The 23,084-nt window shown below is 57.0% G+C and carries 19 protein-coding genes; 17 read left to right on the top strand and 2 right to left on the bottom strand.

Annotated elements, in window-relative coordinates:
* The first annotated feature begins 40 nt into the window (after positions 1-40).
* Positions 41-889, top strand: coding sequence for a DNA-3-methyladenine glycosylase 2 (alkA, locus tag ACUW6V_RS03935; protein ID WP_014728526.1), 849 nt, complete (start codon positions 41-43; stop codon positions 887-889).
* Here alkA and ACUW6V_RS03930 read toward each other — a convergent pair.
* Complete coding sequence (locus tag ACUW6V_RS03930; RefSeq protein ID WP_012124318.1) at positions 879-4,268, bottom strand: diguanylate cyclase; 3,390 nt, start codon at positions 4,266-4,268, stop codon at positions 879-881. The two genes, alkA and ACUW6V_RS03930, sit on opposite strands and share 11 nt — an antisense overlap.
* Positions 4,269-4,568: 300 nt before the next feature.
* Between ACUW6V_RS03930 and udk the strand changes: the two genes are divergently transcribed.
* The 3 genes from udk to asmA all read left to right on the top strand — a co-directional run bounded on the left by udk (position 4,569) and on the right by asmA (position 7,747).
* Entirely contained in the window at positions 4,569-5,210 is a 642-nt protein-coding gene (gene udk / locus ACUW6V_RS03925) for a uridine kinase (protein ID WP_004386755.1), read from the top strand.
* An 83-nt stretch (positions 5,211-5,293) separates the two neighbouring features.
* Complete coding sequence (gene dcd, locus ACUW6V_RS03920; protein WP_004386756.1) at positions 5,294-5,875, top strand: dCTP deaminase; 582 nt, start codon at positions 5,294-5,296, stop codon at positions 5,873-5,875.
* 30 nt (positions 5,876-5,905) lie between these two features.
* The gene (asmA, locus tag ACUW6V_RS03915; RefSeq protein ID WP_454038018.1) at positions 5,906-7,747 is read left to right on the top strand and encodes an outer membrane assembly protein AsmA; all 1,842 of its coding nucleotides are present in this window, start codon (positions 5,906-5,908) and stop codon (positions 7,745-7,747) included.
* Between the two features lie 60 nt (positions 7,748-7,807).
* Here the strand turns inward: asmA and ACUW6V_RS03910 are convergent, their stop codons facing one another.
* Entirely contained in the window at positions 7,808-9,397 is a 1,590-nt protein-coding gene (locus ACUW6V_RS03910; RefSeq protein ID WP_046377192.1) for a TerC family protein, read from the bottom strand.
* Positions 9,398-10,129: 732 nt separating this feature from the next.
* Between ACUW6V_RS03910 and ACUW6V_RS03905 the strand changes: the two genes are divergently transcribed.
* From ACUW6V_RS03905 to wcaI, 13 genes are all read left to right on the top strand, one after another.
* Positions 10,130-11,269 (top strand): polysaccharide export protein, encoded by a 1,140-nt coding sequence (locus ACUW6V_RS03905; protein WP_004386759.1) that lies wholly within the window; start codon positions 10,130-10,132, stop codon positions 11,267-11,269.
* A gap of 5 nt (positions 11,270-11,274) precedes the next feature.
* Positions 11,275-11,718 carry a low molecular weight protein-tyrosine-phosphatase Wzb gene (gene wzb / locus ACUW6V_RS03900; RefSeq protein ID WP_004386760.1) on the top strand — a complete coding sequence of 148 codons (444 nt, stop codon included), beginning with the start codon at positions 11,275-11,277 and terminating at the stop codon, positions 11,716-11,718.
* 2 nt (positions 11,719-11,720) lie between these two features.
* Entirely contained in the window at positions 11,721-13,883 is a 2,163-nt protein-coding gene (gene wzc, locus ACUW6V_RS03895) for a tyrosine-protein kinase Wzc (protein WP_054624231.1), read from the top strand.
* 189 nt (positions 13,884-14,072) lie between these two features.
* Complete coding sequence (wcaA, locus tag ACUW6V_RS03890; RefSeq protein ID WP_007869223.1) at positions 14,073-14,918, top strand: colanic acid biosynthesis glycosyltransferase WcaA; 846 nt, start codon at positions 14,073-14,075, stop codon at positions 14,916-14,918.
* Between the two features lie 2 nt (positions 14,919-14,920).
* Positions 14,921-15,409, top strand: a complete 489-nt coding sequence (gene wcaB, locus ACUW6V_RS03885; RefSeq protein ID WP_105547429.1) for a colanic acid biosynthesis acetyltransferase WcaB — start codon at positions 14,921-14,923, stop codon at positions 15,407-15,409.
* Complete coding sequence (gene wcaC / locus ACUW6V_RS03880) at positions 15,406-16,623, top strand: colanic acid biosynthesis glycosyltransferase WcaC (protein ID WP_007902942.1); 1,218 nt, start codon at positions 15,406-15,408, stop codon at positions 16,621-16,623. Before wcaB ends, wcaC begins: the two co-directional genes overlap by 4 nt.
* The gene (wcaD, locus tag ACUW6V_RS03875) at positions 16,598-17,818 is read left to right on the top strand and encodes a colanic acid polymerase WcaD (protein ID WP_454038017.1); all 1,221 of its coding nucleotides are present in this window, start codon (positions 16,598-16,600) and stop codon (positions 17,816-17,818) included. Before wcaC ends, wcaD begins: the two co-directional genes overlap by 26 nt.
* A gap of 14 nt (positions 17,819-17,832) precedes the next feature.
* Complete coding sequence (gene wcaE / locus ACUW6V_RS03870) at positions 17,833-18,585, top strand: colanic acid biosynthesis glycosyltransferase WcaE (RefSeq protein WP_054624234.1); 753 nt, start codon at positions 17,833-17,835, stop codon at positions 18,583-18,585.
* 22 nt (positions 18,586-18,607) lie between these two features.
* Positions 18,608-19,156, top strand: coding sequence for a colanic acid biosynthesis acetyltransferase WcaF (gene wcaF, locus ACUW6V_RS03865; RefSeq protein ID WP_004386767.1), 549 nt, complete (start codon positions 18,608-18,610; stop codon positions 19,154-19,156).
* A gap of 133 nt (positions 19,157-19,289) precedes the next feature.
* Positions 19,290-20,411 carry a GDP-mannose 4,6-dehydratase gene (gmd, locus tag ACUW6V_RS03860; RefSeq protein WP_004386768.1) on the top strand — a complete coding sequence of 374 codons (1,122 nt, stop codon included), beginning with the start codon at positions 19,290-19,292 and terminating at the stop codon, positions 20,409-20,411.
* Positions 20,412-20,413: 2 nt separating this feature from the next.
* Complete coding sequence (fcl, locus tag ACUW6V_RS03855; protein WP_004386769.1) at positions 20,414-21,379, top strand: GDP-L-fucose synthase; 966 nt, start codon at positions 20,414-20,416, stop codon at positions 21,377-21,379.
* Positions 21,380-21,381: 2 nt separating this feature from the next.
* Positions 21,382-21,861, top strand: a complete 480-nt coding sequence (locus ACUW6V_RS03850; RefSeq protein WP_004386770.1) for a GDP-mannose mannosyl hydrolase — start codon at positions 21,382-21,384, stop codon at positions 21,859-21,861.
* Positions 21,858-23,081, top strand: coding sequence for a colanic acid biosynthesis fucosyltransferase WcaI (gene wcaI, locus ACUW6V_RS03845; protein WP_063264571.1), 1,224 nt, complete (start codon positions 21,858-21,860; stop codon positions 23,079-23,081). Before ACUW6V_RS03850 ends, wcaI begins: the two co-directional genes overlap by 4 nt.
* Positions 23,082-23,084 lie beyond the last annotated feature (3 nt).

Below are 23,084 nucleotides of genomic sequence, written 5' to 3'. Positions count from 1 at the left end.
TAGCGATTAAGCTTTAGAAATCAAAAACAAAGGAGACGCTATGTTTACGCTTCGCTATCAGCCGCCTTACGACTGGCCGTGGATGTTACGCTTTCTGGGCGATCGTGCCGTGGCGGGCATTGAAGAGGTGAGCGAAAACCACTACCGACGCACGCTGGCTATCGGCGGGCATCAGGGCTGGTTTAGCGTCACGCCGCACCCGGCGCACGCAATGGTGACGCTTGAGATGAGCGATGGCTTGCTGCCGGTGGCGGAAGAGGTGCAGGCACGCGTGATGCGGCTGTTGGATCTGCGTTTCGACCCGACGCCAATGCTGGAGACGCTCGGGCCGCTCGCCGCCGACAGACCAGGCTTGCGGCTGCCGGGGTCGGTGGATGTGTTTGAGCAGGGCGTGCGCGCGATTCTCGGGCAACTGGTGAGCGTGGCGATGGCGGCGAAGCTGACCGGCAAAGTGGTGCAGGCGGTGGGGATGCCGCTTGAAGATGGCACCGGCTGGCGGTTTCCGACGCCTGAGGAGATGGCGCGCGCCGAGCCTGCGACGCTGAAAGCGCTCGGCATGCCGCTGATGCGCGCCGGGGCGCTTATCCAGCTCGCCCATGAACATCTGGCCGGGCGGTTTCCGCTCACCTGTCCGTCCGATGTCGCCGCGGGCGTGAAAGCGCTGACGCAACTGCCAGGTATCGGCCCCTGGACTGCAAATTATTTCGCGATGCGCGGCTGGCAGGCACCGGATATTTTTCTGCCGGACGACTATCTGATTAAGCAGCGTTTCGCACCGATGACGCCTGCGCAAATTCGCCGCTATGCCGCGCGCTGGCAGCCGTGGCGTACCTACGCGCTCCTGCACGTCTGGTACGCCACGGCGTGGCAGACGCCAGTCAGTGTATAGCGAAATAGCTGGTGGCAAGACGCGCGCTCAGCGCCTGCGTCTGGGCCACCGTTTCGCCAAACACCAGATCGATGCCGACATTCGCGAGCGTTTCCAGCAACGACTGCTGGTCGGCAGGCCCGGCGATAGTTTGCAGGCCGAGGCGGCGCGCGTTACCCATCACAATCGTCAGCAGCATTTCGTCCATCAGGCTGGCATGGGCGTCGGCCACCAGATCGCTTGCCACCATAATGTAGTCGGCACACGAGGCGGAGAGATGTTCAAAAACCTCCAGCTCTCGACCGATATGGCTCAGTACAACCCGACAGCCCGCTTCACGCAGGCGCGCCAGCTGACGGCGCGCCTGCGTGGTATCCTGCATCAGCACATCGCTATCGATAACCAGATGCAGCAGGCGCGGCGGCAGCGGGCTCGCGGCGAGCTGCGCCAACAGCGCATCGAGACGCTGCGCGTTTAATAGCGTCGCGCCGGAGAGCGTGAGCGCCACGCCGACGCCTTTTTGCGCCACGCTGGCGGCGTGATCCCGGAAGAAATCGGTCATCATGCGCGTATCCAGCGCCTGCATCAGCTCAGGATCGTTAAGCCCCGCGCGGAAGCTGTGCTCTTCTATCATTTCGCCTTCGCTGGTCCACAAGCGCAGCGACAGCAGCCAGAAGCTGGCGCTTTCCGGCACACGCGGTGAGGCGACGGGGCGCACCATCAGGACATGATGATGCTCATTGATCATGCGTTGCTGCTCCTGGGCAGTCAGCGTGCCGCGACCGCTGTGGAGTTGTTGCTGGTGCGGCTCGTAGACCGTCACCACGCCGCGCCCGGCGTTTTTCGAGGTATAACAGGCGATATCCGCCTGCGACATTACGTCCTGCGCCTGATTATTCGAGGCGTCGATAATCGTGATCCCGGCGCTGGCGCCGATGCGGTGCAGGCGGCTCTCCCAGACAAACGGGTATTCGTTGATGGCCGCCACAATGCGCTCGCAGATGGTGCGGGCGTTCTCCAGGCTGCAATCCGGCAGCAGCAGGCCGAACTCATCGCCGCCGAGACGCGCCAGCACGTCGGTGGTGCGCAGCATTCCGAGCATCAGCGAGGCCAGTTCACGCAGCAGGGCGTCGCCCGCCGCATGTCCGGCCGAGTCGTTCACCGCTTTAAAACGGTCGAGATCGATATAGACCAGCGCGTGGCGCTGATGGGTGTCGCTAACGCTTTGCAGTAACCGCTTGAGGTGTGTCTCAAAACTGACGCGGTTGGCGAGATGGGTGAGGGCGTCATGCGAGGCGCTGTAGCTCAGCTGGCGGAGCATTTTGCGCGACTCGGTCACGTCATGGATAACCAGCACCGAGCCGATATTTTCCCCTTCCAGCGTACTGAGCGGCGTGATGGTGTAGTGGATATCGTAATTACCGCCGCTGCGGCAGTGCAGCACCACGTCCTGTTCAATGCCGGTCCCGGCGTGCGTGGCTTCGCCGCTGTGAATATCGTCCAGCAGCGGGCCGTTATCGCCAAAAGTGATGCGCAAAATCGTCAGGATTGACTGACCAATCGCCTCTTCCTGACGCCAGCCGCTCATCTTCTCGGCGACCGGGTTCATAAAGGTGACGTTCATATCGACATCGGTACAAATCACCGCTTCGCCGATGGAATCGAGCGTGATATGCAGGCGCTCTTTCTCCTGGAACAGCGCCTCGTTGAGCTGTTTCACCTCGGTCATGTCCATATTCACGCCGAGCAGACGCTCCACTTCACCCTGCTTATTGAGCACGCGGTTGGCGAGCGCGCGAATGTGGCGAACGCCGTTTTTCACCTGAATGCGAAACTCAAGTTTAAACGGCATGCGCGCGCGTAGCGCCTCCTGAATCGTGGCTTCCGCGTGGGCGACATCTTCTTTCAGCAGCCGCGATTTCCACAGCTGATACGTGGGGCGCGTATGCGGTGGCACTTCGTAAAGCTCAAACATGCGCTGATCCCAGGCGAGCACGTCGGTGCCAAGCTCCCACTCCCAGATGCCGATGCCGCCCGCTTCGTTGGCAAGCGTGATGCGCTCCATCAGGCGCTTGTTCACCCATTCGGTGCGCTTGAGTTCGGTAATATCTTCAACCTGGGCGATAAAATAGAGCGGTGAGCCGTCGCGCTGGCGCACGATAGAGACCGCCAGCAGTGCCCACACCACATCGCCCGCGCGGGTGTAGTAGCGTTTTTCGAGCGAGTAATTGTTTGTTTCGCCGTTTAGCAGCTTCTCCACCTGTTCCATATCGGCATGCAGATCTTCAGGGTAGGTGAGCTGCTGGAAGCTCATGTGCGCGAGTTGCTCAGGCGTATAACCGAGAAAGTTACAGAGCGCCTTGTTGACCTGCAAAAAGCCGCCTTCTGTGGAGACCAGCGCCATGCCGATGGCGGAATACTCCATCGCGTTGCGAAAGCGCGTTTCGCTCTCGGTAATCAGCTTGCGCTCTTCGCGCGAGGCGTACATCACCATGGTCATGACGTTCGCGGGCAGCAGAATCATCAAAAACGGCAGCCACGGCGCGTTGACCACCATGCCCTGATGGGGCAAATCCAGCAGCGCGGGGTTAGTGGCAATAACGAAAGAAACCATCATGACAGTGGCGAGAAAGACGGTAAACGCCTCGAGGCGCGGCAGGCGAATCGCGCTCCACATCAGCAGCACAATCACAAAAGTAAATGGCCACGGCATATAGTGGAGCGCGAGCCAGCTGCACAGCAGCGTGACGCACAGCGTCGCCAGGCTTTCGGCCAGCAGGCGGGGGCTGCGGTGGCGCAACAGATAGCGCGCTTTAAACAGCAGGCCGAGCGGCACCAGCGCCAGCGCGCCGATGGTTTCCGATAAGATCCACACCAGCGCCAGGCGCAGCGTCACGTGACCCTCGCTGATGGCCGCCAGCAATAAGCCGCCTACCAGCGGCGGCACCACGGCGCTGGCGAATGCCAGCCGCAGCCAGTTATTTAAGTTTTTAAGCGGGTTATACCAGGGCAGCAGTTTGCGCAACAGTATGGCGCCCACCAGCGCTTCGACGATGTTTATCGCGGTATACGAAAGCTCAAGGTGCCCAGGCGGGAAGAGCGTCAGCGTCGCGAGCACCGTGCCTGCGCCGCAGACCAGCGCAATCGGCACCCACAGGCGCAGGGCGTGGCGAAAGAACGCCACCATCATAATGGAGGTCGGGAACCACAGCGGGGCCAGCAGCGTGTCGAATAGCGTCAGCTCAAGCGAGAAGAGCGTAAAAATATAAGTCAGCAAGCCAAGACTGACTAAACGCAGCAAAGGATGCGGCGTGGCCGCCAGCTCCTGCTTGTTCTTTTTTTTAATCATTACCACATAATCCGCATAGGCATTGCCGTCAGGTGCAATACCCGAACGCATCAGGAAAAATGTTTCGGTTATGCTAGTACAAACAATTTACAATTCCTATGGCGTCTGCTCATAAATTAACTGTGGTGAATAATAAAAAGCGCACCGCTCCGTTTGCGCCTCGCTTAATCCCTGTTTGCGCAGCCAAAAACAGGGCTTTTCACCTGCCATGCGCGACAGAATTTGCGCACTTATTCTCACGATTGCAGCATCGACTGGTATCAATTTCGTGAAATCCCTATAATTGCCGCGTCTGACGCGACGGCGTCACCCTTCCTTTTCTCTTTATTATGTAAACCAGGTCGCTAATTTATGACTGACAAGTCCCATCAATGCGTCATCATCGGCATCGCCGGCGCATCGGCTTCAGGTAAAAGCCTTATCGCAAGTACCCTCTATCGGGAGCTGCGTGAGCAGGTCGGTGATGAACACATTGGTGTTATTCCAGAAGACAGCTATTACAAGGATCAAAGCCATCTGTCCATGGAGGAGCGGGTTAAAACCAACTACGACCATCCGAACGCGATGGATCACAACCTGCTGTTTCAACACCTGCAAATGCTCAAAGCAGGTAAACCCATCGAGCTGCCGGTTTACAGCTACGTGGAGCACACCCGTACCGCGCAGACGGTACATATCGAACCGAAAAAGGTGATTATTCTGGAAGGGATCCTGCTGCTCACCGACGCGCGTCTGCGTGAAGAGATGAATTTCTCGATTTTCGTCGATACCCCGCTCGATATCTGCCTGATGCGCCGCATTAAGCGTGACGTCAACGAGCGCGGCCGTTCTATGGATTCTGTGATGACGCAGTATCAGAAAACGGTGCGCCCGATGTTCCTGCAATTTATCGATCCTTCCAAGCAGTACGCCGATATCATCGTGCCGCGCGGAGGTAAAAACCGCATCGCTATCGATATTCTCAAGGCGAAAATCAGCCAGTTCTTTGAATAAGCTGCGTTTTGCGTGTACCGTTCCAGAAGTTACCCTCAGGCTTTCGGCATATGCCGGAAGCCTGAACACATCAGGAGAGTGTAATGCGTCTTTGTGACCGAGATATTGAAGCCTGGCTGGATGAAGGCCGACTGGCGATAACCCCGCGTCCGCCGGTGGAGCGCATTAACGGCGCCACGGTGGATGTGCGTCTTGGCAATAAATTCCGCACCTTCCGCGGCCATACCGCTGCGTATATCGATTTAAGCGGCCCGAAAGATGAAGTGAGCGCGGCGCTCGATCGCGTGATGAGCGATGAAATCGTGCTTAACGACGGCGAGGCGTTTTTCCTGCATCCGGGCGAACTGGCGCTGGCGGTGACCTATGAGTCCGTCACGCTGCCGGCGGATCTGGTCGGCTGGCTCGATGGTCGTTCGTCACTGGCGCGGCTTGGATTGATGGTGCACGTGACCGCGCACCGTATCGATCCAGGCTGGCAGGGCTGTATCGTGCTGGAGTTCTATAATTCAGGTAAGTTGCCCCTGGCGTTGCGCCCAGGCATGTTGATAGGCGCGCTCAGTTTCGAGCCGCTTTCCGGCCCGGCGGCGCGGCCTTACAACCGTCGCCAGGATGCGAAATACCGCGATCAGCAGGGTGCTGTCGCCAGCCGTATAGACAAAGACTAAGCGCCCGCGGGCCGGTCTGCAGAGGATGCCATGAGACGAGTTCTGACCACGCTGATGATCTTACTGGTGGTGTTTTTCGCCGGTCTCTCCGCGCTGGTGATGCTGGTAAATCCCAACGATTTTCGCAGTTACATGATAAGCCAGGTGGAACGGCGCAGCGGCTATCAGCTCAGGCTGGACGGCCCGCTGCGCTGGCACGTCTGGCCGCAGCTCAGCATTCTCTCAGGCCGGATGAGTCTCACCGCGCCGGGGGCCAGCCAGCCGCTGGTCAGCGCCGATAACATGCGCCTCGACGTAGCGCTGTTTCCGCTGCTCTCGCATCAGCTTTCGGTACGTCAGGTCATGCTGAAAGGCGCGGTGGTTCAGCTCACGCCCCAGAGCGAAGCGCGGCATGAACCCGGCGCGCCAGTCGGGCCGAAAAACAGCGCGCCGCCGGTGGAAGATTCCCACGGCTGGTCGTTTGATATCGCCCGTCTTAAAGTCGCGGACAGCGTGCTGGTGTTCCAGCATAAAGATGATGAGCAGATCACCGTTCGCAGCATCAATCTGCAAATGGAGCAGAACGAGCATCACGACGCGCAGCTTGAGCTGAGCGGCAAAGTGAGCCGCGACCAGCGCGATTTAACGCTCTCCTTGAGCGCTGCGCTCAATGCAGCCGACTATCCGCAGACGCTGAGCGCCACCGTTTCTCAGCTCTCCTGGGAACTGCGCGGCGCGGATCTGCCGCGCGATGGCATTGTGGGCAACGGCACGCTCCAGGCCCGCTGGCTTGAGGGTGACAAACGGCTGGAATTCAGCGCGCTCAACCTTAAAGCTAACGACAGCCAGCTCGCCGGGCAGGGGAGCGTGACGCTTGGCGACACGCCGGGCTGGGATCTCGATTTGCATTTCAGCGCGCTCGATCTGGAAAAACTGCTTGCGCCGGACGCCGCCACGACCACCGCCGTCGCCCAGCAGGGCCAGCAGAGTGCGCGCCCGCGCCCGGTGATTGCCAATGAAGTGGAAGAGGCGCCTTATACGGGGCTGCGCGGTTTCAACGCCAGCGCCACGATTAAAGCCGACAGCGTACGCTGGCGCGGGCTGACCTTCAGCGACGTGAACGCGCAGATGCGCAACCAGGCGGGGCTGCTGACGCTCTCTGCGCTCAGCGGTAAGCTTGGCACGGGCGAGCTGTCGCTGCCGGGAACGCTGGATGCGCGTGACGATGTGCCGCAAGCGCGTTTTACGGTTAACGCGAAAGAGATTGAGGTGGGCGATATCCTGCACGCCTTTAACTATCCTATCGCGCTGACCGGTAAAATGAGCGTTGACGGTAAGTTTCAGGGCGACCGCATCGACGCCCAGGCGTTTCGTGAAAACTGGGAAGGCGAGGCGACGCTCGCGCTCAAGGGCAGCCGCATGGAAGGGCTAAACTTCCAGCAGCTCATCCAGCAGGCGGTGGAGCGCAGCGGCGGCGGCGTGAGCGCACGTGAAGATTTCGACAACGCCACCACGCTCGACAGCTTCACCACGCACGCGACGCTGGATCACGGCGAACTCACGCTTGATGAGATGCTGGGGCAATCGTCGCTGCTGGCCTTAAGCGGCGAGGGCACGCTCGATCTGGTGCGTGAACAGTGCGACACACGCTTTAAGGTTCAGGTGACGGACGGCTGGAAAGGCGACGACAAACTGGTGCAGTGGCTGAAAACCACGCCGGTGCCGCTGCGGGTTTACGGCCCGTGGAACGCGCTTAACTACAATCTTCAGGTTGACCAGTTACTGCGTAAACATCTGCAGGATGAAGCGAAGCGCCGTCTGAGTGACTGGAGCGAGCGTCACAAAGACAGCAGTGACGCGAAGGATGTGAAAAAACTGCTCGATAAGCTCTAAGAGCTATCACACAATAACTCACACAAAAAAGCGGCTCTGATGGCCGCTTTTTTTATGGCGTTACGCCGCGCCGGGCGACAGTTCCTGCGGTGCGGTCTGCGAGGTTATCTGCACCTTCTGGATGCGGTGATGTTCCACTTCCAGTGTTTTTAACTGGTAATGTCCCACCTGAAGCGTCTCGCCCACGCCCGGAATGTGTTGCAGATACTCCATCATCAGCCCCGCGAGCGTATGGTATTCGCGCTTCTCATCCAGCGGCAGCGGCACATACTGAACCAGATCCTCCAGCGGCATATGGCCGTTGGCCGTCCAGCTGCCGTCGGCGTTTTTCTGGATGTCGTGGCGCGCGTCAATCTCTTCCACTTCGTTCGGCAGATTACCGGCGATAGTTTCCATTACGTCGCTTAACGTCACCACGCCTTCCACCGAGCCAAATTCATCGACCACAAAGGCGAAGTGAGTACGGGCGTTGCGGAACTGCTCCAGTGCTTTTAAAAGCGGCAGCCCTTCCGGGAAGACCAGCGGCTGGCGCACCAGCACGCGCAGATCCAGCGGCTCGCCGCGCAGCGACTGTTGCAGCAGGTCGATGATGTGCACCACGCCAAGCAGATCGTCTTCATCCTCGTCGCTGCGGATCACCACGCGGGTGTGCTGATTACGCTCCAGCAGCGCGCGCACCTGCGCCTCGGGGGCGTTGATGTCGATATGCTCGACGTCATGACGGGAGGTCATAATACTGCTGACGGTACGCTGGTTAAGGTTCAGTACGCGCTCAATCATCAGCTGTTCCTGACGGTTGAACAGCGGATGGTTGTCGTAATCGGCAATCAGTGACGCCGTCTGCGGGTCGAGATCGGCGTCTTCTTTCTTGCCGCTGATAAGGCGCATCACCGCTTCCGTGGTGCGCTGGCGCAGCGTCTGGTTGGCGGTGGAGAGAAAACGACGGCGGTTGAAAATCGCCAGCTGGTTGAGCGCTTCAATAATGATGGAAAAGCCAATCGCCGCGTAGAGATAGCCTTTCGGAATATGAAAGCCGAAGCCGTCGGCTATCAGGCTAAAGCCAATCATCAGCAGGAAGCTGAGACAGAGAATCACAATCGTTGGGTGATTGTTCACAAAGCGCGTCAGCGCCTTGCTCGCCAGCAGCATCAGGGAGACGGCGATAATCACCGCCGCCATCATCACCGCCAGGTGATCCACCATGCCGACGGCGGTAATCACCGAATCGAGCGAGAATACGGCATCAAGGATGACAATTTGCGCCACCACCGCCCAGAAACGGGCGCCGCGCCGCTGCGTCGGGTTTTCGGTATCTTTGCCTTCAAGCCGCTCGTTGAGTTCGACGGTCGCCTTAAACAGCAGGAACAGGCCGCCCAGCAGCATAATTAAATCGCGGGCGCTGAAGCTGAAGCTTTTTATTGTCAGCAGCGGCGTAGTAAGCGTCACCAGCCACGACACCGAGGCCAGCAGGCCGAGTCGCATTATCATCGCCAGTATCAGGCCGGTGACGCGCGCGCGGTCGCGCTGGGCGGGGGGCAGTTTTTCAGCAAGGATGGCGATAAACACCAGGTTGTCGATTCCGAGCACCAGCTCCAGCACAATCAGCGTGGCCAGACCTGCCCAGATAGAGGGGTCGGCAATCCATTCCATATGAGGTCAGTTACCTTTTAAGATAAATAGCAGTCTGATGATCCTGGATAAGTCGCGCTTAAAATGCAACGCGAGGCAGAATTATCTTAACGATGTGGTGTGGCGGGAAATTAACCAAAAATGGCAAATAAATGCTAATTAATAGCCAGATGCCATATTCTGGTCATAATGAAAAAGAATGAAATAATAATATTACCCGGATATTTCTTAATTATAATGTCTGCGTAGTTTAACCGCCCCTGCCTGTCAACATGAAGAAAATCCTAAAAGTAATAAAATGGGGCGTTCATATTATTCTTAAAAACAGCACTGCAACGGTGCGTTAACTTGCCTGGTAAAACTTTAGCTGCAACAATCCATTCAGCATTTCTTATTCCCACCGGCACACAAGGATTTATCTTTGTGCGTTCTGGATGAGCAGTGCGCCAGCGTAATGAACCGTCTCTTTCAATAAGATAAATCCAATTGGAAGAGGCTTCACAGGGGTGTGTCAATATAACCGTCTGTTTTTGCAGTAGATTGGTAACTGAAAGCCAAGGGCGGTAGCGTGCCTGAAGTCTGTCAATTAGCCTCAATTATTCTGTCAATAGTATATGGGTAAATAAGCGACTTTTAGGAATGATTCCAGTTATATTCTGGCGCCTGACGCCGCATTCTTGATGCAGGAACAAGCGGTACGGTGGCTTATTTAAAGGGTCAGAATAATTACTCTGCCAAAGTGATAAAAATTCAATGATGAAATCCAGACTGAAATTGATGCCTTTATTGGTGTCTGTAACCTTGATGAGCGGTTGCACTGTTTTTCCCGGCAGCAATATGTCAACGATGGGAAAGGACGTGATCAAGCAACAGGATGCAGACTTTGATCTTGACCGGATGGTGAACGTATATCCGCTAACGCCGCGACTGGTAGAACAATTACGTCCTCGTCCGAATGTGGCCCAGCCGAATATGTCTCTCGACCAGGAGATTGCCAACTACCAGTATCGCGTAGGGCCGGGCGACGTACTGAACGTCACCGTCTGGGATCACCCGGAACTCACCACGCCTGCGGGCCAGTACCGTAGCTCCAGCGACACGGGTAACTGGGTCCAGCCGGACGGCACCATGTTCTATCCCTACATTGGTAAAGTCCACGTGGCAGGCAAAACGCTCGCTGAAATCCGCAGCGATATTACCGGCCGTTTAGCGCAGTACATCGCTGACCCGCAGGTGGACGTTAATATCGCCGCATTCCGCTCGCAGAAAGCCTATATCTCAGGCCAGGTGGCGAAATCGGGCCAGCAGGCCATTACCAACGTGCCGCTGACCGTGCTGGACGCCATCAACGCCGCGGGCGGCCTGACGGATGCCGCCGACTGGCGCAACGTCGTGCTGACCCATAATGGCCAGGAGCGCCGCATCTCCCTGCAGGCGCTGATGCAGAACGGCGATTTGAGCCAGAACCATCTGCTCTATCCGGGCGACATCTTATTCGTCCCACGTAACGACGATCTGAAAGTCTTCGTGATGGGCGAAGTGAAGAAACAGAGCACGCTCAAAATGGACTTCAGCGGCATGACGCTGACCGAAGCGCTCGGCCAGGCCGAAGGCATCGATCTGACAACGTCTAACGCGAGCGGCATCTTCGTTATCCGTCCTCTGCGCGGCGACAACCAGCGCGGCGGCAAGATTGCCAACATCTACCAGCTTGATATGTCTGACGCGACGTCGCTCATTATGGCGACGGAATTCCGTCTGCAACCGTATGACGTGGTCTATGTCACCACCGCACCGGTGGCGCGCTGGAACCGCCTTATCAACCAGCTGCTGCCGACCATCAGTGGCGTCCGTTATATGACGGATACAGCTAACGACATTCACAAGTGGTAATGCCTATGTTCAACAAAATACTTGTGGTTTGCGTGGGGAACATCTGCCGTTCCCCCACGGCGGAGCGGCTGCTTAAGCGCTACCTGCCGGACGTGACGGTCGCGTCCGCGGGGCTTGGCGCGCTGGTCGGGAAGGGCGCGGATGCCAGCGCAGTCAGCGTGGCGGCCGCACATGACCTCTCTCTGGAGGGCCATGAGGCCCGCCAGATAACCAGCGCCATGTGCCGCGACTATGACTTAATCCTCGCGATGGAAAAGCGCCATGTCGCCTCGATTTGCGAAATGGCGCCGGAGATGCGCGGCAAAGTGATGCTGTTCGGTCACTGGGACGACCAGCGCGATATTCCCGACCCGTATCGTAAGAGCCGGGACGCCTTTGAAGCGGTTTACGGACTTCTGGATCACTCTGCCCGCCAGTGGGCGCAGGCACTGAAAACGCAGCAGGGATAACGATGACTGAAAAAGTGAGACATTCTGCCGCCCCGGTGGAGGGCGGTGACGAGATAGATATCGGACGCCTGGTCGGCACCGTAGTGGAGGCACGCTGGTGGGTGCTTGGCATTACGGCGCTGTTTGCGCTGGGCGCGCTGATTTATGTCATGTTCGCCACTCCCATCTACAGCGCCGACGCGCTGGTGCAGATAGAGCAGAATCAGGGCAACTCGCTGGTGCAGGACATCAGCACGGCGCTGCAAAACAAACCGCCCGCATCGGATGCGGAAATTCAGCTGATCCAGTCCCGTCTGGTGCTCGGCAAAACCGTGGACGATCTTGATCTCGATATCGCCGTTCAGAAAAAGACCTTCCCGCTGTTTGGCGCAGGCTGGGAGCGTCTGATGGGACGCGCCGACGAGACGCTCAAAGTGACCACGTTCGACCTGCCAAAAGGCATGGCGAATGATGAGTTCACGGTCGAGGTGACTGGCCCGAAACAGTATCAGCTCACCAGCAGCGGCGGCTTTAGCGCCCGCGGTGAAGTGGGCAAACCGCTGAGCAAAGACGGCGTGAAAATGGTGGTGAGCGAGATCCACGCGCAGGAAGGCAGCGAGTTTACCGTCACCAAATACTCCACGCTCGGCATGATCAATCAGTTGCAAAACAACCTGACGGTCACCGAAACGGGGAAAGACACCGGCGTGCTGAGCCTCACTTATATGGGCGAAGATCGCGATCAGATCCGCGATATTCTCAACAGCATCACCCGCAACTACCTTGAGCAGAATATCGAGCGTAAATCGGAAGAAGCGGCCAAAAGCCTGGCGTTCCTTGCCAAACAGCTTCCGGAAGTGCGCGCGAATCTGGACGTCGCTGAGAACAAGCTCAACGCGTATCGCCAGCAGCAGGATTCGGTAGACCTGCCGCTGGAGGCCAAAGCGGTGCTGGATTCTATGGTGAACATTGACGCCCAGCTTAATGAGCTGACGTTCAAAGAGGCGGAAATCTCCAAGCTCTACACCAAAGCGCACCCGGCGTACCGTACGCTGCTCGAAAAACGTAAAGCGCTGGAAGATGAAAAAGCGAAGCTGAATAACCGCGTCACCGCGATGCCGAAAACCCAGCAGGAAATCGTGCGTCTGACCCGTGATGTGGAATCGGGCCAGCAGGTGTATATGCAACTGCTGAACAAACAGCAGGAGCTGAAAATCACCGAGGCGAGCACCGTGGGCGATGTGCGCATCGTCGACCCGGCGATTACGCAACCGGGCGTGGTGAAGCCGAAGAAAGCGCTGATCGTGCTTGGCAGCATTATTCTCGGCCTGCTGCTCTCCATCGTGATTGTGCTGCTGCGCTCGCTGTTTAATCGCGGTATCGAAAGCCCGCTGGCGCTGGAAGAAGCCGGTATCAACGTGTACGCCAGCATCCCGCTTTCTGAGTGGCAGAAATCGCGCGACAGCGTGAAAACCGTTAAAGGCGTGAAACGCTTTAAACAGAGTCAGCTGCTGGCGGTGGGTAACCCGACCGACCTCGCCATCGAGGCGATTCGCAGCCTGCGCACCAGTCTGCACTTCGCCATGATGCAGGCACCAAACAATGTGCTGATGCTGACCGGTGTGAGCCCGTCAATCGGTAAAACGTTTGTCTGCGCCAACCTGGCGGCGGTCATCAGCCAGACGCACAAGCGCGTGTTGCTTATCGACTGCGATATGCGTAAGGGCTACACCCATGAGCTGCTCGGCACCACCAATGTGAACGGGCTTTCTGATGTACTGGCAGGCCAGGGCGATATCAGCCGCTGCGCGCAGAAAACCTCTGTGCCGGGCTTCGATCTCGTGCCGCGTGGTCAGGTGCCGCCGAACCCGTCGGAACTGCTGATGAGCGAACGTTTTGCGGAGCTCGTGAAATGGGCGAGCGCCAACTACGACATGGTGCTTATCGATACGCCGCCGATTCTGGCCGTGACCGATGCCGCCGTGGTAGGCCGCCACGCAGGCACCACGCTGATGGTCGCGCGCTATGCGGTGAACACCCTGAAAGAAGTGCAGACCAGCCTGAGCCGCTTCGAACAGAACGGCATCCAGGTGAAGGGGGTGATTCTCAACTCCATCTTCCGTCGCGCTTCCGGCTATCAGGACTACGGCTACTACGAGTACGAGTACAAATCGGACCACAAGTAGCGGCGTCCCTCCTCACCCCGCCCTCCCGCTTCCTGTGGGAGGGTAAGCAACCCCAAACGGCAGGCTTATTTTCTTCCTCTTAAAAGCGGAGGAGGGCGGGGGTGAGGGCAACGAACACGGCGCAGCCTGACGCGGCTTCGCCCTTGCGGCAACGTGCATAACATCCATTAAGCATTCGGAGAAACCACAATGACCAGCACCGCGCGCCCCTTAGTCTCTGTTTACATGCCGACGTGGAATCGCCAGCAACTGGCTATCCGGGCGATCAATTCCGTGCTGCGCCAGGACTACGACAACTGGGAACTTATCATTGTCGATGACTGTTCCAGCAACTGGGAGCAGCTGCAAAACTTTGTTCTGGCGCTTAACGATCCGCGCGTCAGCTACACGCGTAACGACTTTAACTCCGGCGCGTGCGCGGTGCGCAACCAGGCCATTTTGCAGGCGAAGGGCGATTTCATTACCGGCATCGACGATGACGACGAATGGATGCCGAACCGTCTGTCGGTTTTCCTGGCGCATAAAGAGAAGCTCAATCAGCACGCGTTTCTCTACGCCAACGACTATCTGTGCGAAGGCCAGGTCTACTCTCAGCCGACCAGCCTGCCGCTCTACCCGAAATCGCCGTGGTCGCTGAAGCTGTTCTTTAAGCGCAACATCGTCGGCAACCAGGTGTTCACCTGGGCGTGGCGTTTCAAAGAGTCGCTGTTTGATAACGAGCTCGCCGCCGCGCAGGACTACGACATGTTTCTGCGTATGGTCGTGACCTACGGCGAGCCGTGGAAAGTGGAAGAGGCGACGCAAATTCTGCATATCAACCACGGCGAAATGCAGATAACCAAATCGGCGAAAAAGTTTGCCGGGTATTTCCACTTCTACCGCAAACATAAAGATAAATTCGACCGCGCCAGCAAAAAGTATCAGCTCTTTACGCTCTATCAGATCCGTAATAAACGCATGAACTGGCGCACGCTGCTGACGCTTTTGTCGGTGCGTAATACCAAACGTCTGGCTGACAGCCTGCGGGGGAAATAATGCTGCTTGAGGATCTGCGCGCGAATTCATGGAACCTGCGCCCCTGCTGCATGGTGGTCGCCTATCGCATCGCGCACTTCTGCTCGGTGTGGCGCAAAAAAAATGTGCTTAACAACCTGTGGGCAGCGCCCGTGCTGCTGCTCTACCGCTTTTTTACCGAATGTCTCTTCGGGTATGAAATTCAGGCCGCCGCCACCATTGGCCGCCGCTTCACTATTCACCACGGCTACGCCGTCGTTATCAATAAAAACGTGGTGGCGGGCGATGATTTCACCATTCGTCACGGCGTCACCATCGGCAACCGCGGCGCGGACAATCTCGCCTGCCCGGTTATCGGTAACGGCGTGGAGCTTGGGGCGAACGTGGTGATCATTGGCGATATCACCATCGGCAATAACGTCACGATAGGCGCAGGCAGCGTGGTGCTGGACAGCGTGCCGGACAATGCGCTGGTGGTCGGCGAAAAAGCGCGGGTGAAGGTAATTAAATGAACATATTACAATTTAATGTCCGCCTCGCAGAAGGCGGCGCGGCAGGCGTGGCGCTGGATCTTCACCAGCGCGCCCTGCAAAAAGGGATGCGCTCCCGTTTTATTTACGGCTACGGCAAGGGCGGCAAAAAGAGCGTCAGTCACGACAATTTCCCGGAAGTGGAAAAACATACGCCGCGCCTGACGTCCATTGCCAATATCGCGCTGTTCCGTTTCGTCAACCAGGATCTTTTTGGCTCGCTCGACAGCCTTTATCGCCGCATTACCCGCACCGACGGGCCGGTGGTGCTGCACTTTCATGTATTACACAGCTACTGGCTGAATCTCGATAAGGTCGTGGCGTTCTGCCAGAAGCTGAAAGCGCATAAGCGCGATGTTACTTTCGTCTGGACGCTGCACGATCACTGGAGCGTGACTGGCCGCTGCGCGTTTCTCGACGGGTGCGAAGGCTGGAAAACCGGCTGCCAGAAGTGCCCGACGCTTGATAACTATCCGCCGGTGAAAATCGACCGCGCGCACAGCCTGGTCGATAACAAACGCCAGCGTTTTCGCGACATGCTGGCGCTCGGCTGCCACTTTATTTCGCCAAGCCAGCACGTGGCCGACGCCTTTAACAGCCTCTACGGGGCAGGGCGCTGCAAAATTATCAATAACGGCATCGATGTGGCGACAGAAGCCATTCTCGCCGAACTGCCGCTGATGCCGCCGGGCACCGGCGCGCCGAAAATCGCGGTGGTGGCGCACGATCTGCGTTACGACGGCAAAACCAATCAGCGCCTGGTGCGCGATCTGGTGGCGCTTGGCGATAAAGTGGAAGTCCACACCTTCGGCAAGTTCTCGCCGTTTGAAGGCGCCAACGTGGTAAACCACGGCTTTCTGACCGACAAACGCAAGCTGATGAACGAGCTGAATCAGATGGACGCGCTGCTCTTTACGTCGCGCGTTGATAACTACCCGCTGATTTTGTGCGAAGCGCTCTCCATCGGCGTGCCGGTCATCGCCACGCACAGCGAGGCGGCGCAGGAAGTGCTCAATAAATCGGGCGGTAAAACGGTCGATGAAAGTGAAGCGTTGCAGCTGGCGCAGCGCGGTAAAGCGCAGATCGCCGAAGCGGTTTTCGGCACGACGCTTGAGGCCTTCCGGGCGCGTAGCCGGGAAGCGTACAGCGGCCAACAGATGCTGGAGGAATATGTCTCGTTCTATCAGAATCTGTAGCTATCTGCTGCTGCCGTTCATCTATCTGGTGGTGAACGTCAAACTGGCGCAGCTCGGCGAGAGTTTCCCGATTACGATTGTGACGTTTTTGCCGGTGCTGCTGCTGCTGTTCGTCGACAAAATCAACCTGAAGAAGCTGATGATCGCGCTCGGGATCGGCGTTGGCCTGACGCTCTTTAACTACGTGTTTGGTAAGTCGCTCGACGCCAGTAAATATGTCACCTCGACGATGCTGTTTCTCTACATCGTTATCATCATCGGGATGACATGGAGCATTCGCTTCAAGACCATCTCGCCGCGTAACTACCGCAAGATTCTGCGGCTGTTTTACCTGGTGGTGGGCTTTATCGTCACGCTGGCGGCGCTGGAAATGGCACAGATTATCCTGACCGGCGGCAGCAGTCTGATGGAGAACATCTCGAAGTTCCTCATCTACAGCAACAGCTATGTACTCAATTTCATTAAGTTTGGCGGCAAGCGCACCACGGCGATGTATTTCGAGCCAGCGTTCTTCGCTCTGGCATTAATCTCAATTTGGCTCAGCATCAAACAGTTTGGTATCAAAACCCCAAAAACCGATGGTATGATTCTTTTAGGGATAGTCTTATCGGGTTCGTTTTCGGGCGTGATGACATTTATCCTGTTTTATTTGCTTGAGTGGGCGTTTCAGTATCTTAATAAAAACGCGATTCGTAAAAAGTTGCCGCTGGCAATTATTTCCCTGGCTGTCTTTATCGTGGGCGTGGTGTTCGCCTTCCCGTATATCGCGGAGCGTATCGGTGATTTAGGCACAGAGGGTACGTCATCCTATTATCGCATCATCGGACCGCTGGTGATGGTGGGATATTCGCTGACGAATATCGATGGTGTAGTGCGTTTTGGTTCGCTTTACGAATATGTCGCATCATTCGGAATTTTTAACGGTGCGGACGTCGGAAAAACAATAGACAATGGGCTCTACCTGCTAATCATTTATTTTTCATGGTTCGCAGTGTTACTCACCGGCTGGTATATGTTCAGGGTCGGGAAAATGATGATTAACGCATTTGGTAATAATCAGAATTTTCGTGTACAGCTGTGGTTATTTACACCTGTATCCCTGTTTTTTACCGGTTCGATTTTTAGCCCGGAATATGCGTTCTTAATTGTTTGTCCGTTTATTCTGCGTAAAGCGTTAAACATTACAGATTCCTGATGAGGTAGGCCCGGATGCTTTTAAGTGTAATTACTGTCGCCTGGCGCAATTACGAAGGGGTGGTGAAGACCTGGCAGTCCCTGGCCCACCTGGCGCAGGCTCGTGAGATCGAGTTTGAATGGATTGTCGTGGACGGCGGCTCTAACGACGGCACCGCGCAGTTCCTGGAAGATCTCAACGGTCAGTACAACCTGCGCTTTGTCAGCGAAAAAGACAACGGCATTTATGATGCAATGAATAAAGGCATTGAAATGGCCCGCGGCCGCTTTGCGATTTTTCTGAATTCCGGCGATGTATTTCACCCGTCCGTCGCTGACGTGGCGCGCCAGCTGGCTGCCGCACCGGCAAATGAAAACGCCATGTATATTGGCGACGCGCTGCTTGATTTCGGCGATGGCAATAAAATTCGCCGCAGCGCGAAAAGCGGCTGGTATATTTACCACAGCCTGCCGGCCAGCCATCAGGCCATTTTCTTCCCGGTTTCCGGGCTTAAAAAGTACCCCTACGATCTGCAATATAAAGTCTCATCCGATTACGCGTTAACCGCCAAAATGTATAAATCAGGCTACGGCTTTAAAAAGCTGAAAGGGCTGGTATCAGAATTTTCAATGGGCGGCGTGTCAACCTCGAATAATCTGGAATTATGTCAGGACGCTAAAAAAGTTCAGCGCAACATATTACGGGTTCCTGGAATATTAACAGAACTTTCTTATTTATTACGCATGCGTACGACCGGAAAAGCTAAGGCGCTGTATAACAAAGCATAAAGCCTTGCCATAAGGAAAGCATATGCAGGATTTAAGCGGATTCTCGGTGCCGAAAGGCTTCCGGGGTGGGCACCCTATTAAGGTTCAACTGTGGTGGGCGGTTCAGGCGACGCTGTTTGCCTGGTCTCCGCAAATATTATATCGCTGGCGCGCTTTTTTATTACGGTTATTTGGCGCGCGAATTGGCAAAGGCGTGGTAATTCGCCCTTCGGTGCAAATTACCTACCCGTGGAAATTAACCATTGGCGATTACGCCTGGGTCGGGGATGACGCGGTGCTGTACACGCTCGGGGATATCACCATCGGCGCCAACGCCGTGGTGTCGCAGAAATGCTACCTGTGCACCGGCAGCCACGACTACATGAGTAAGCATTTTGATATTACCGCCGAGCCGATTGTGATTGGCGAAAAGGCCTGGCTTGCGACAGATGTGTTTGTCGCACCGGGCGTCACTATCGGCGCAGGCACGGTGGTCGGCGCGCGCAGCAGCGTGTTTAAGACGCTGCCGCCGAACAAGATTTGTCGTGGCAATCCGGCGCAGATCGTTCGCGACCGGGTGGAAGGGGAGTAACCCTTCACGCCACACCGATTTCCCCTCTCAAGCCGAGAGGGTTTGGGAAAGGGGAGCAGGACACTGATCCCTGAATTAATAAACGGCCTGGTGAGCCAGGCAAAGTCCGATTTAAACAGAGGAAAAACAAATTATGAGTAAAGTTGCTCTCATTACCGGCGTAACCGGACAAGATGGCTCCTATCTGGCTGAGTTTCTGCTTGAGAAAGGTTATGAAGTCCACGGTATCAAACGCCGCGCGTCTTCCTTCAATACCGAGCGCGTTGACCATATCTACCAGGATCCGCACAGCAGCAACCCGAAATTCCACCTGCACTATGGCGACCTGACCGATACCTCCAACCTGACCCGTATCCTGCAGGAAGTGCAGCCGGACGAAGTGTACAACCTGGGCGCGATGAGCCACGTAGCGGTCTCCTTCGAATCCCCGGAATACACCGCAGACGTGGACGCCATGGGCACCCTGCGCCTGCTGGAAGCCATCCGCTTCCTGGGTCTGGAGAAGAAAACCCGTTTCTATCAGGCATCCACCTCTGAGCTGTATGGCCTGGTGCAGGAAATCCCGCAGAAAGAAACCACCCCGTTCTACCCGCGCTCTCCGTATGCGGTCGCGAAACTATACGCTTACTGGATCACCGTAAACTACCGTGAATCCTACGGCATGTACGCGTGCAACGGCATTCTGTTCAACCACGAATCCCCGCGCCGCGGCGAAACCTTCGTGACCCGCAAAATCACCCGCGCTATCGCCAACATCGCACAGGGCCTGGAATCCTGCCTGCATCTGGGCAACATGGACTCCCTGCGTGACTGGGGCCATGCCAAAGACTACGTGAAAATGCAGTGGATGATGCTGCAGCAGGAACAGCCGGAAGATTTCGTTATCGCGACCGGTGTGCAGTACTCCGTACGTCAGTTCGTCGAAATGGCGGCCGCACAGCTGGGTATCAAACTGCGCTTTGAAGGCAAAGGCGTGGAAGAGAAAGGCATCGTGGTTTCCGTGACCGGCCATGACGCACCGGGCGTGAAACCGGGCGATGTGATCGTTCAGGTTGACCCGCGTTACTTCCGTCCTGCTGAAGTGGAAACCCTGCTGGGCGACCCGACCAAAGCACACGAAAAACTGGGCTGGAAACCGGAAATCACCCTGCAGGAAATGGTCTCTGAAATGGTCGCGAAAGATCTCGAAGCCGCGAAGAAACACTCGCTGCTGAAATCTCACGGCTACGAGGTTGCCATCGCGCTGGAGTCCTGAGCATGAAAAAGCAACGTATTTTTGTGGCCGGCCACCGCGGGATGGTGGGGTCGGCCATCGTTCGCCAGCTTGAGCAGCGCGACGACGTCGAGCTGGTGCTCAAAGGGCGTGACGAGCTGAACCTGCTGGACAGCGCGGCGGTAAACGCGTTCTTTGCGGACGCCGCGCTGGATCAGGTTTACCTGGCGGCGGCGAAGGTGGGCGGCATTGTCGCCAACAACACCTACCCGGCGGACTTCATCTACGAAAATATGATGATTGAGAGCAACATCATTCACGCGGCTCATTTGAACAACGTGAACAAGCTGTTGTTCCTCGGATCGTCCTGTATCTATCCGAAACTGGCGAACCAGCCGATTGCGGAAAGCGAACTGCTGCAGGGCACGCTGGAGCCTACCAACGAGCCGTACGCCATCGCCAAAATCGCGGGCATTAAGCTGTGCGAGTCTTACAACCGCCAGCATAACCGCGATTACCGCTCGGTGATGCCAACCAACCTGTACGGGCCGAACGATAACTTCCACCCGAGCAACTCGCACGTGATCCCGGCGCTGCTGCGCCGCTTCCACGAAGCGACCCAGGAAAACGCCGCGGACGTGGTGGTGTGGGGCAGCGGTACACCGATGCGTGAATTCCTGCATGTGGATGACATGGCCGCTGCCAGCATTCACGTGATGGAGCTGGATCGCGAGGTGTGGCAGGAGAACACCGAGCCGATGCTGTCGCACATCAACGTCGGCACCGGCGTGGATTGCACTATCCGCGAGCTGGCGCAGACCATCGCCAAAGTGGTGGGCTACAAAGGCCGCGTGGTGTTTGACGCGTCTAAACCGGACGGTACGCCGCGCAAGCTGCTCGACGTGACTCGTCTGCACTCACTGGGCTGGTATCACGAGATTTCACTGGAGGCGGGCCTTGCCAGCACTTACCAGTGGTTCCTTGAAAACCAGCATCGTTTCCGGGGGTAAGGATGTTTTTAAGTCAGGAAGATTTTGCCACCGTGGTGCGCTCCACGCCGCTTATCTCCATCGATCTGATTGTCGAGAACGAGCAGGGGGAGTTCCTGCTCGGTCATCGCACCAATCGTCCGGCGCAGGGCTTCTGGTTCGTGCCAGGCGGTCGGGTTCAGAAAGATGAGCCGCTGGCGCAGGCGTTTGAACGCCTGACGCAGGCGGAGCTTGGCAAACGCTTTACGATGCCGGAGGGAGAGTTTTACGGCGTCTGGCAGCACTTCTATGACGACAACTTCTCCGGGACCGACTTCACCACCCACTACATCGTGCTGGGGTTCCGCCTGCGCGTAAACGCGGATGAGCTCAACCTGCCCAAAGAGCAGCACGAAGCTTATCGCTGGCAGTCGCCCGCCTCGATTGTGGCCAGTGAAGATGTGCACGACAACAGCCGCGCCTATTTCATGGCTGAACGTTTTGCCGGAGTACCGGGCTTATGAAAATCCTGGTTTACGGCATTAACTACTCGCCGGAGCTGACCGGTATCGGTAAGTACACCGGCGAGATGGTGGAATGGATGGCCCGTCAGGGCCATGAGGTGCGGGTGATTACCGCACCGCCTTACTACCCGGCCTGGAAAGTGGGGGAGAACTACTCCGCCTGGCGCTGGCGCAAAGAGCAGGGCGCCGCCACGGTGTGGCGCTGCCCGCTTTATGTCCCGAAACAGCCTTCTACGCTAAAACGCCTGATCCATCTCGGCAGCTTCGCGGCGAGTTCGTTCTTTCCGCTGCTGGCCCAGCGTCGCTGGAAGCCGGATCGCATCATCGGCGTTGTGCCAACCCTGTTTTGCACGCCGGGCATGCGCCTGCTGGCGAAGCTCTCCGGCGCCAAAACCGTGTTGCACATTCAGGATTACGAAGTGGACGCCATGCTCGGCCTTGGCATGGCGGGCCGCGGCAAGGGGGGCAAAATCGCCCGTCTCGCCAGCCGCTTTGAACGTAGCGGTCTGCATAACGTCGACAACGTCTCGACCATTTCGCGCTCGATGATGAACAAAGCCAAAGAAAAAGGGGTTCCCCCGGAGCGCGTGATCTTTTTCCCGAACTGGTCCGAAGTGGCGCGGTTCCGGGAGGTGAAAGCCGAAGAGGTTGAGGCGCTGCGCAGCCAGCTAGGCCTGCCGGCGGATAAAAAAATCATCCTCTATTCCGGCAACATCGGGGAGAAACAGGGGCTGGAGAGCGCCATTGACGTGGCGGCGCGGTTCACCAACGAGCCGTGGATTTTCGCGATTGTCGGTCAGGGCGGTGGCAAAGCACGCCTTGAGAAGATGGTCGCAGAGCGGGGGCTGACCAACGTGAAGTTCTTCCCGCTGCAACCTTATGAAGCGCTCCCGGCGCTGCTGAAGATGGCGGATTGCCATCTGGTGATTCAGAAGCGCGGCGCGGCCGACGCGGTGCTGCCCTCCAAGCTCACCAATATTCTGGCGGTCGGCGGCAACGCGGTGATCACCGCCGAGGCCGACACCGAACTTGGACAGCTCTGTATTGAAGAGCCGGGCATCGCCGTCTGCGTAGAGCCAGAGTCGGTGGATGCGCTGGCAGAAGGCATCGTCAGCGCGCTGGCGCTGCCCAAAGACAACACGGTGGCACGTGAATATGCCGAACGCACGCTCGAAAAAGAGAACGTGTTAAGCCAATTTATCGCTGATATTCGGGGTTAAGCC

The organism is Cronobacter sp. 153480017-3, from assembly GCF_053627815.1.
This window is presented reverse-complemented; position numbering and strand designations above follow the sequence as displayed.

Bases quoted from the DNA above. Each gene is read 5' to 3' on its own strand.
- alkA (WP_014728526.1), top strand. From the start codon at position 41: ATGTTTACGCTTCGCTATCAGCCGCCTTACGACTGGCCGTGGATGTTA.
- ACUW6V_RS03930 (WP_012124318.1), bottom strand. From the start codon at position 4,268: ATGCGTTCGGGTATTGCACCTGACGGCAATGCCTATGCGGATTATGTG.
- udk (WP_004386755.1), top strand. From the start codon at position 4,569: ATGACTGACAAGTCCCATCAATGCGTCATCATCGGCATCGCCGGCGCA.
- dcd (WP_004386756.1), top strand. From the start codon at position 5,294: ATGCGTCTTTGTGACCGAGATATTGAAGCCTGGCTGGATGAAGGCCGA.
- asmA (WP_454038018.1), top strand. From the start codon at position 5,906: ATGAGACGAGTTCTGACCACGCTGATGATCTTACTGGTGGTGTTTTTC.
- ACUW6V_RS03910 (WP_046377192.1), bottom strand. From the start codon at position 9,397: ATGGAATGGATTGCCGACCCCTCTATCTGGGCAGGTCTGGCCACGCTG.
- ACUW6V_RS03905 (WP_004386759.1), top strand. From the start codon at position 10,130: ATGATGAAATCCAGACTGAAATTGATGCCTTTATTGGTGTCTGTAACC.
- wzb (WP_004386760.1), top strand. From the start codon at position 11,275: ATGTTCAACAAAATACTTGTGGTTTGCGTGGGGAACATCTGCCGTTCC.
- wzc (WP_054624231.1), top strand. From the start codon at position 11,721: ATGACTGAAAAAGTGAGACATTCTGCCGCCCCGGTGGAGGGCGGTGAC.
- wcaA (WP_007869223.1), top strand. From the start codon at position 14,073: ATGACCAGCACCGCGCGCCCCTTAGTCTCTGTTTACATGCCGACGTGG.
- wcaC (WP_007902942.1), top strand. From the start codon at position 15,406: ATGAACATATTACAATTTAATGTCCGCCTCGCAGAAGGCGGCGCGGCA.
- wcaD (WP_454038017.1), top strand. From the start codon at position 16,598: ATGTCTCGTTCTATCAGAATCTGTAGCTATCTGCTGCTGCCGTTCATC.
- wcaE (WP_054624234.1), top strand. From the start codon at position 17,833: ATGCTTTTAAGTGTAATTACTGTCGCCTGGCGCAATTACGAAGGGGTG.
- wcaF (WP_004386767.1), top strand. From the start codon at position 18,608: ATGCAGGATTTAAGCGGATTCTCGGTGCCGAAAGGCTTCCGGGGTGGG.
- gmd (WP_004386768.1), top strand. From the start codon at position 19,290: ATGAGTAAAGTTGCTCTCATTACCGGCGTAACCGGACAAGATGGCTCC.
- fcl (WP_004386769.1), top strand. From the start codon at position 20,414: ATGAAAAAGCAACGTATTTTTGTGGCCGGCCACCGCGGGATGGTGGGG.
- ACUW6V_RS03850 (WP_004386770.1), top strand. From the start codon at position 21,382: ATGTTTTTAAGTCAGGAAGATTTTGCCACCGTGGTGCGCTCCACGCCG.
- wcaI (WP_063264571.1), top strand. From the start codon at position 21,858: ATGAAAATCCTGGTTTACGGCATTAACTACTCGCCGGAGCTGACCGGT.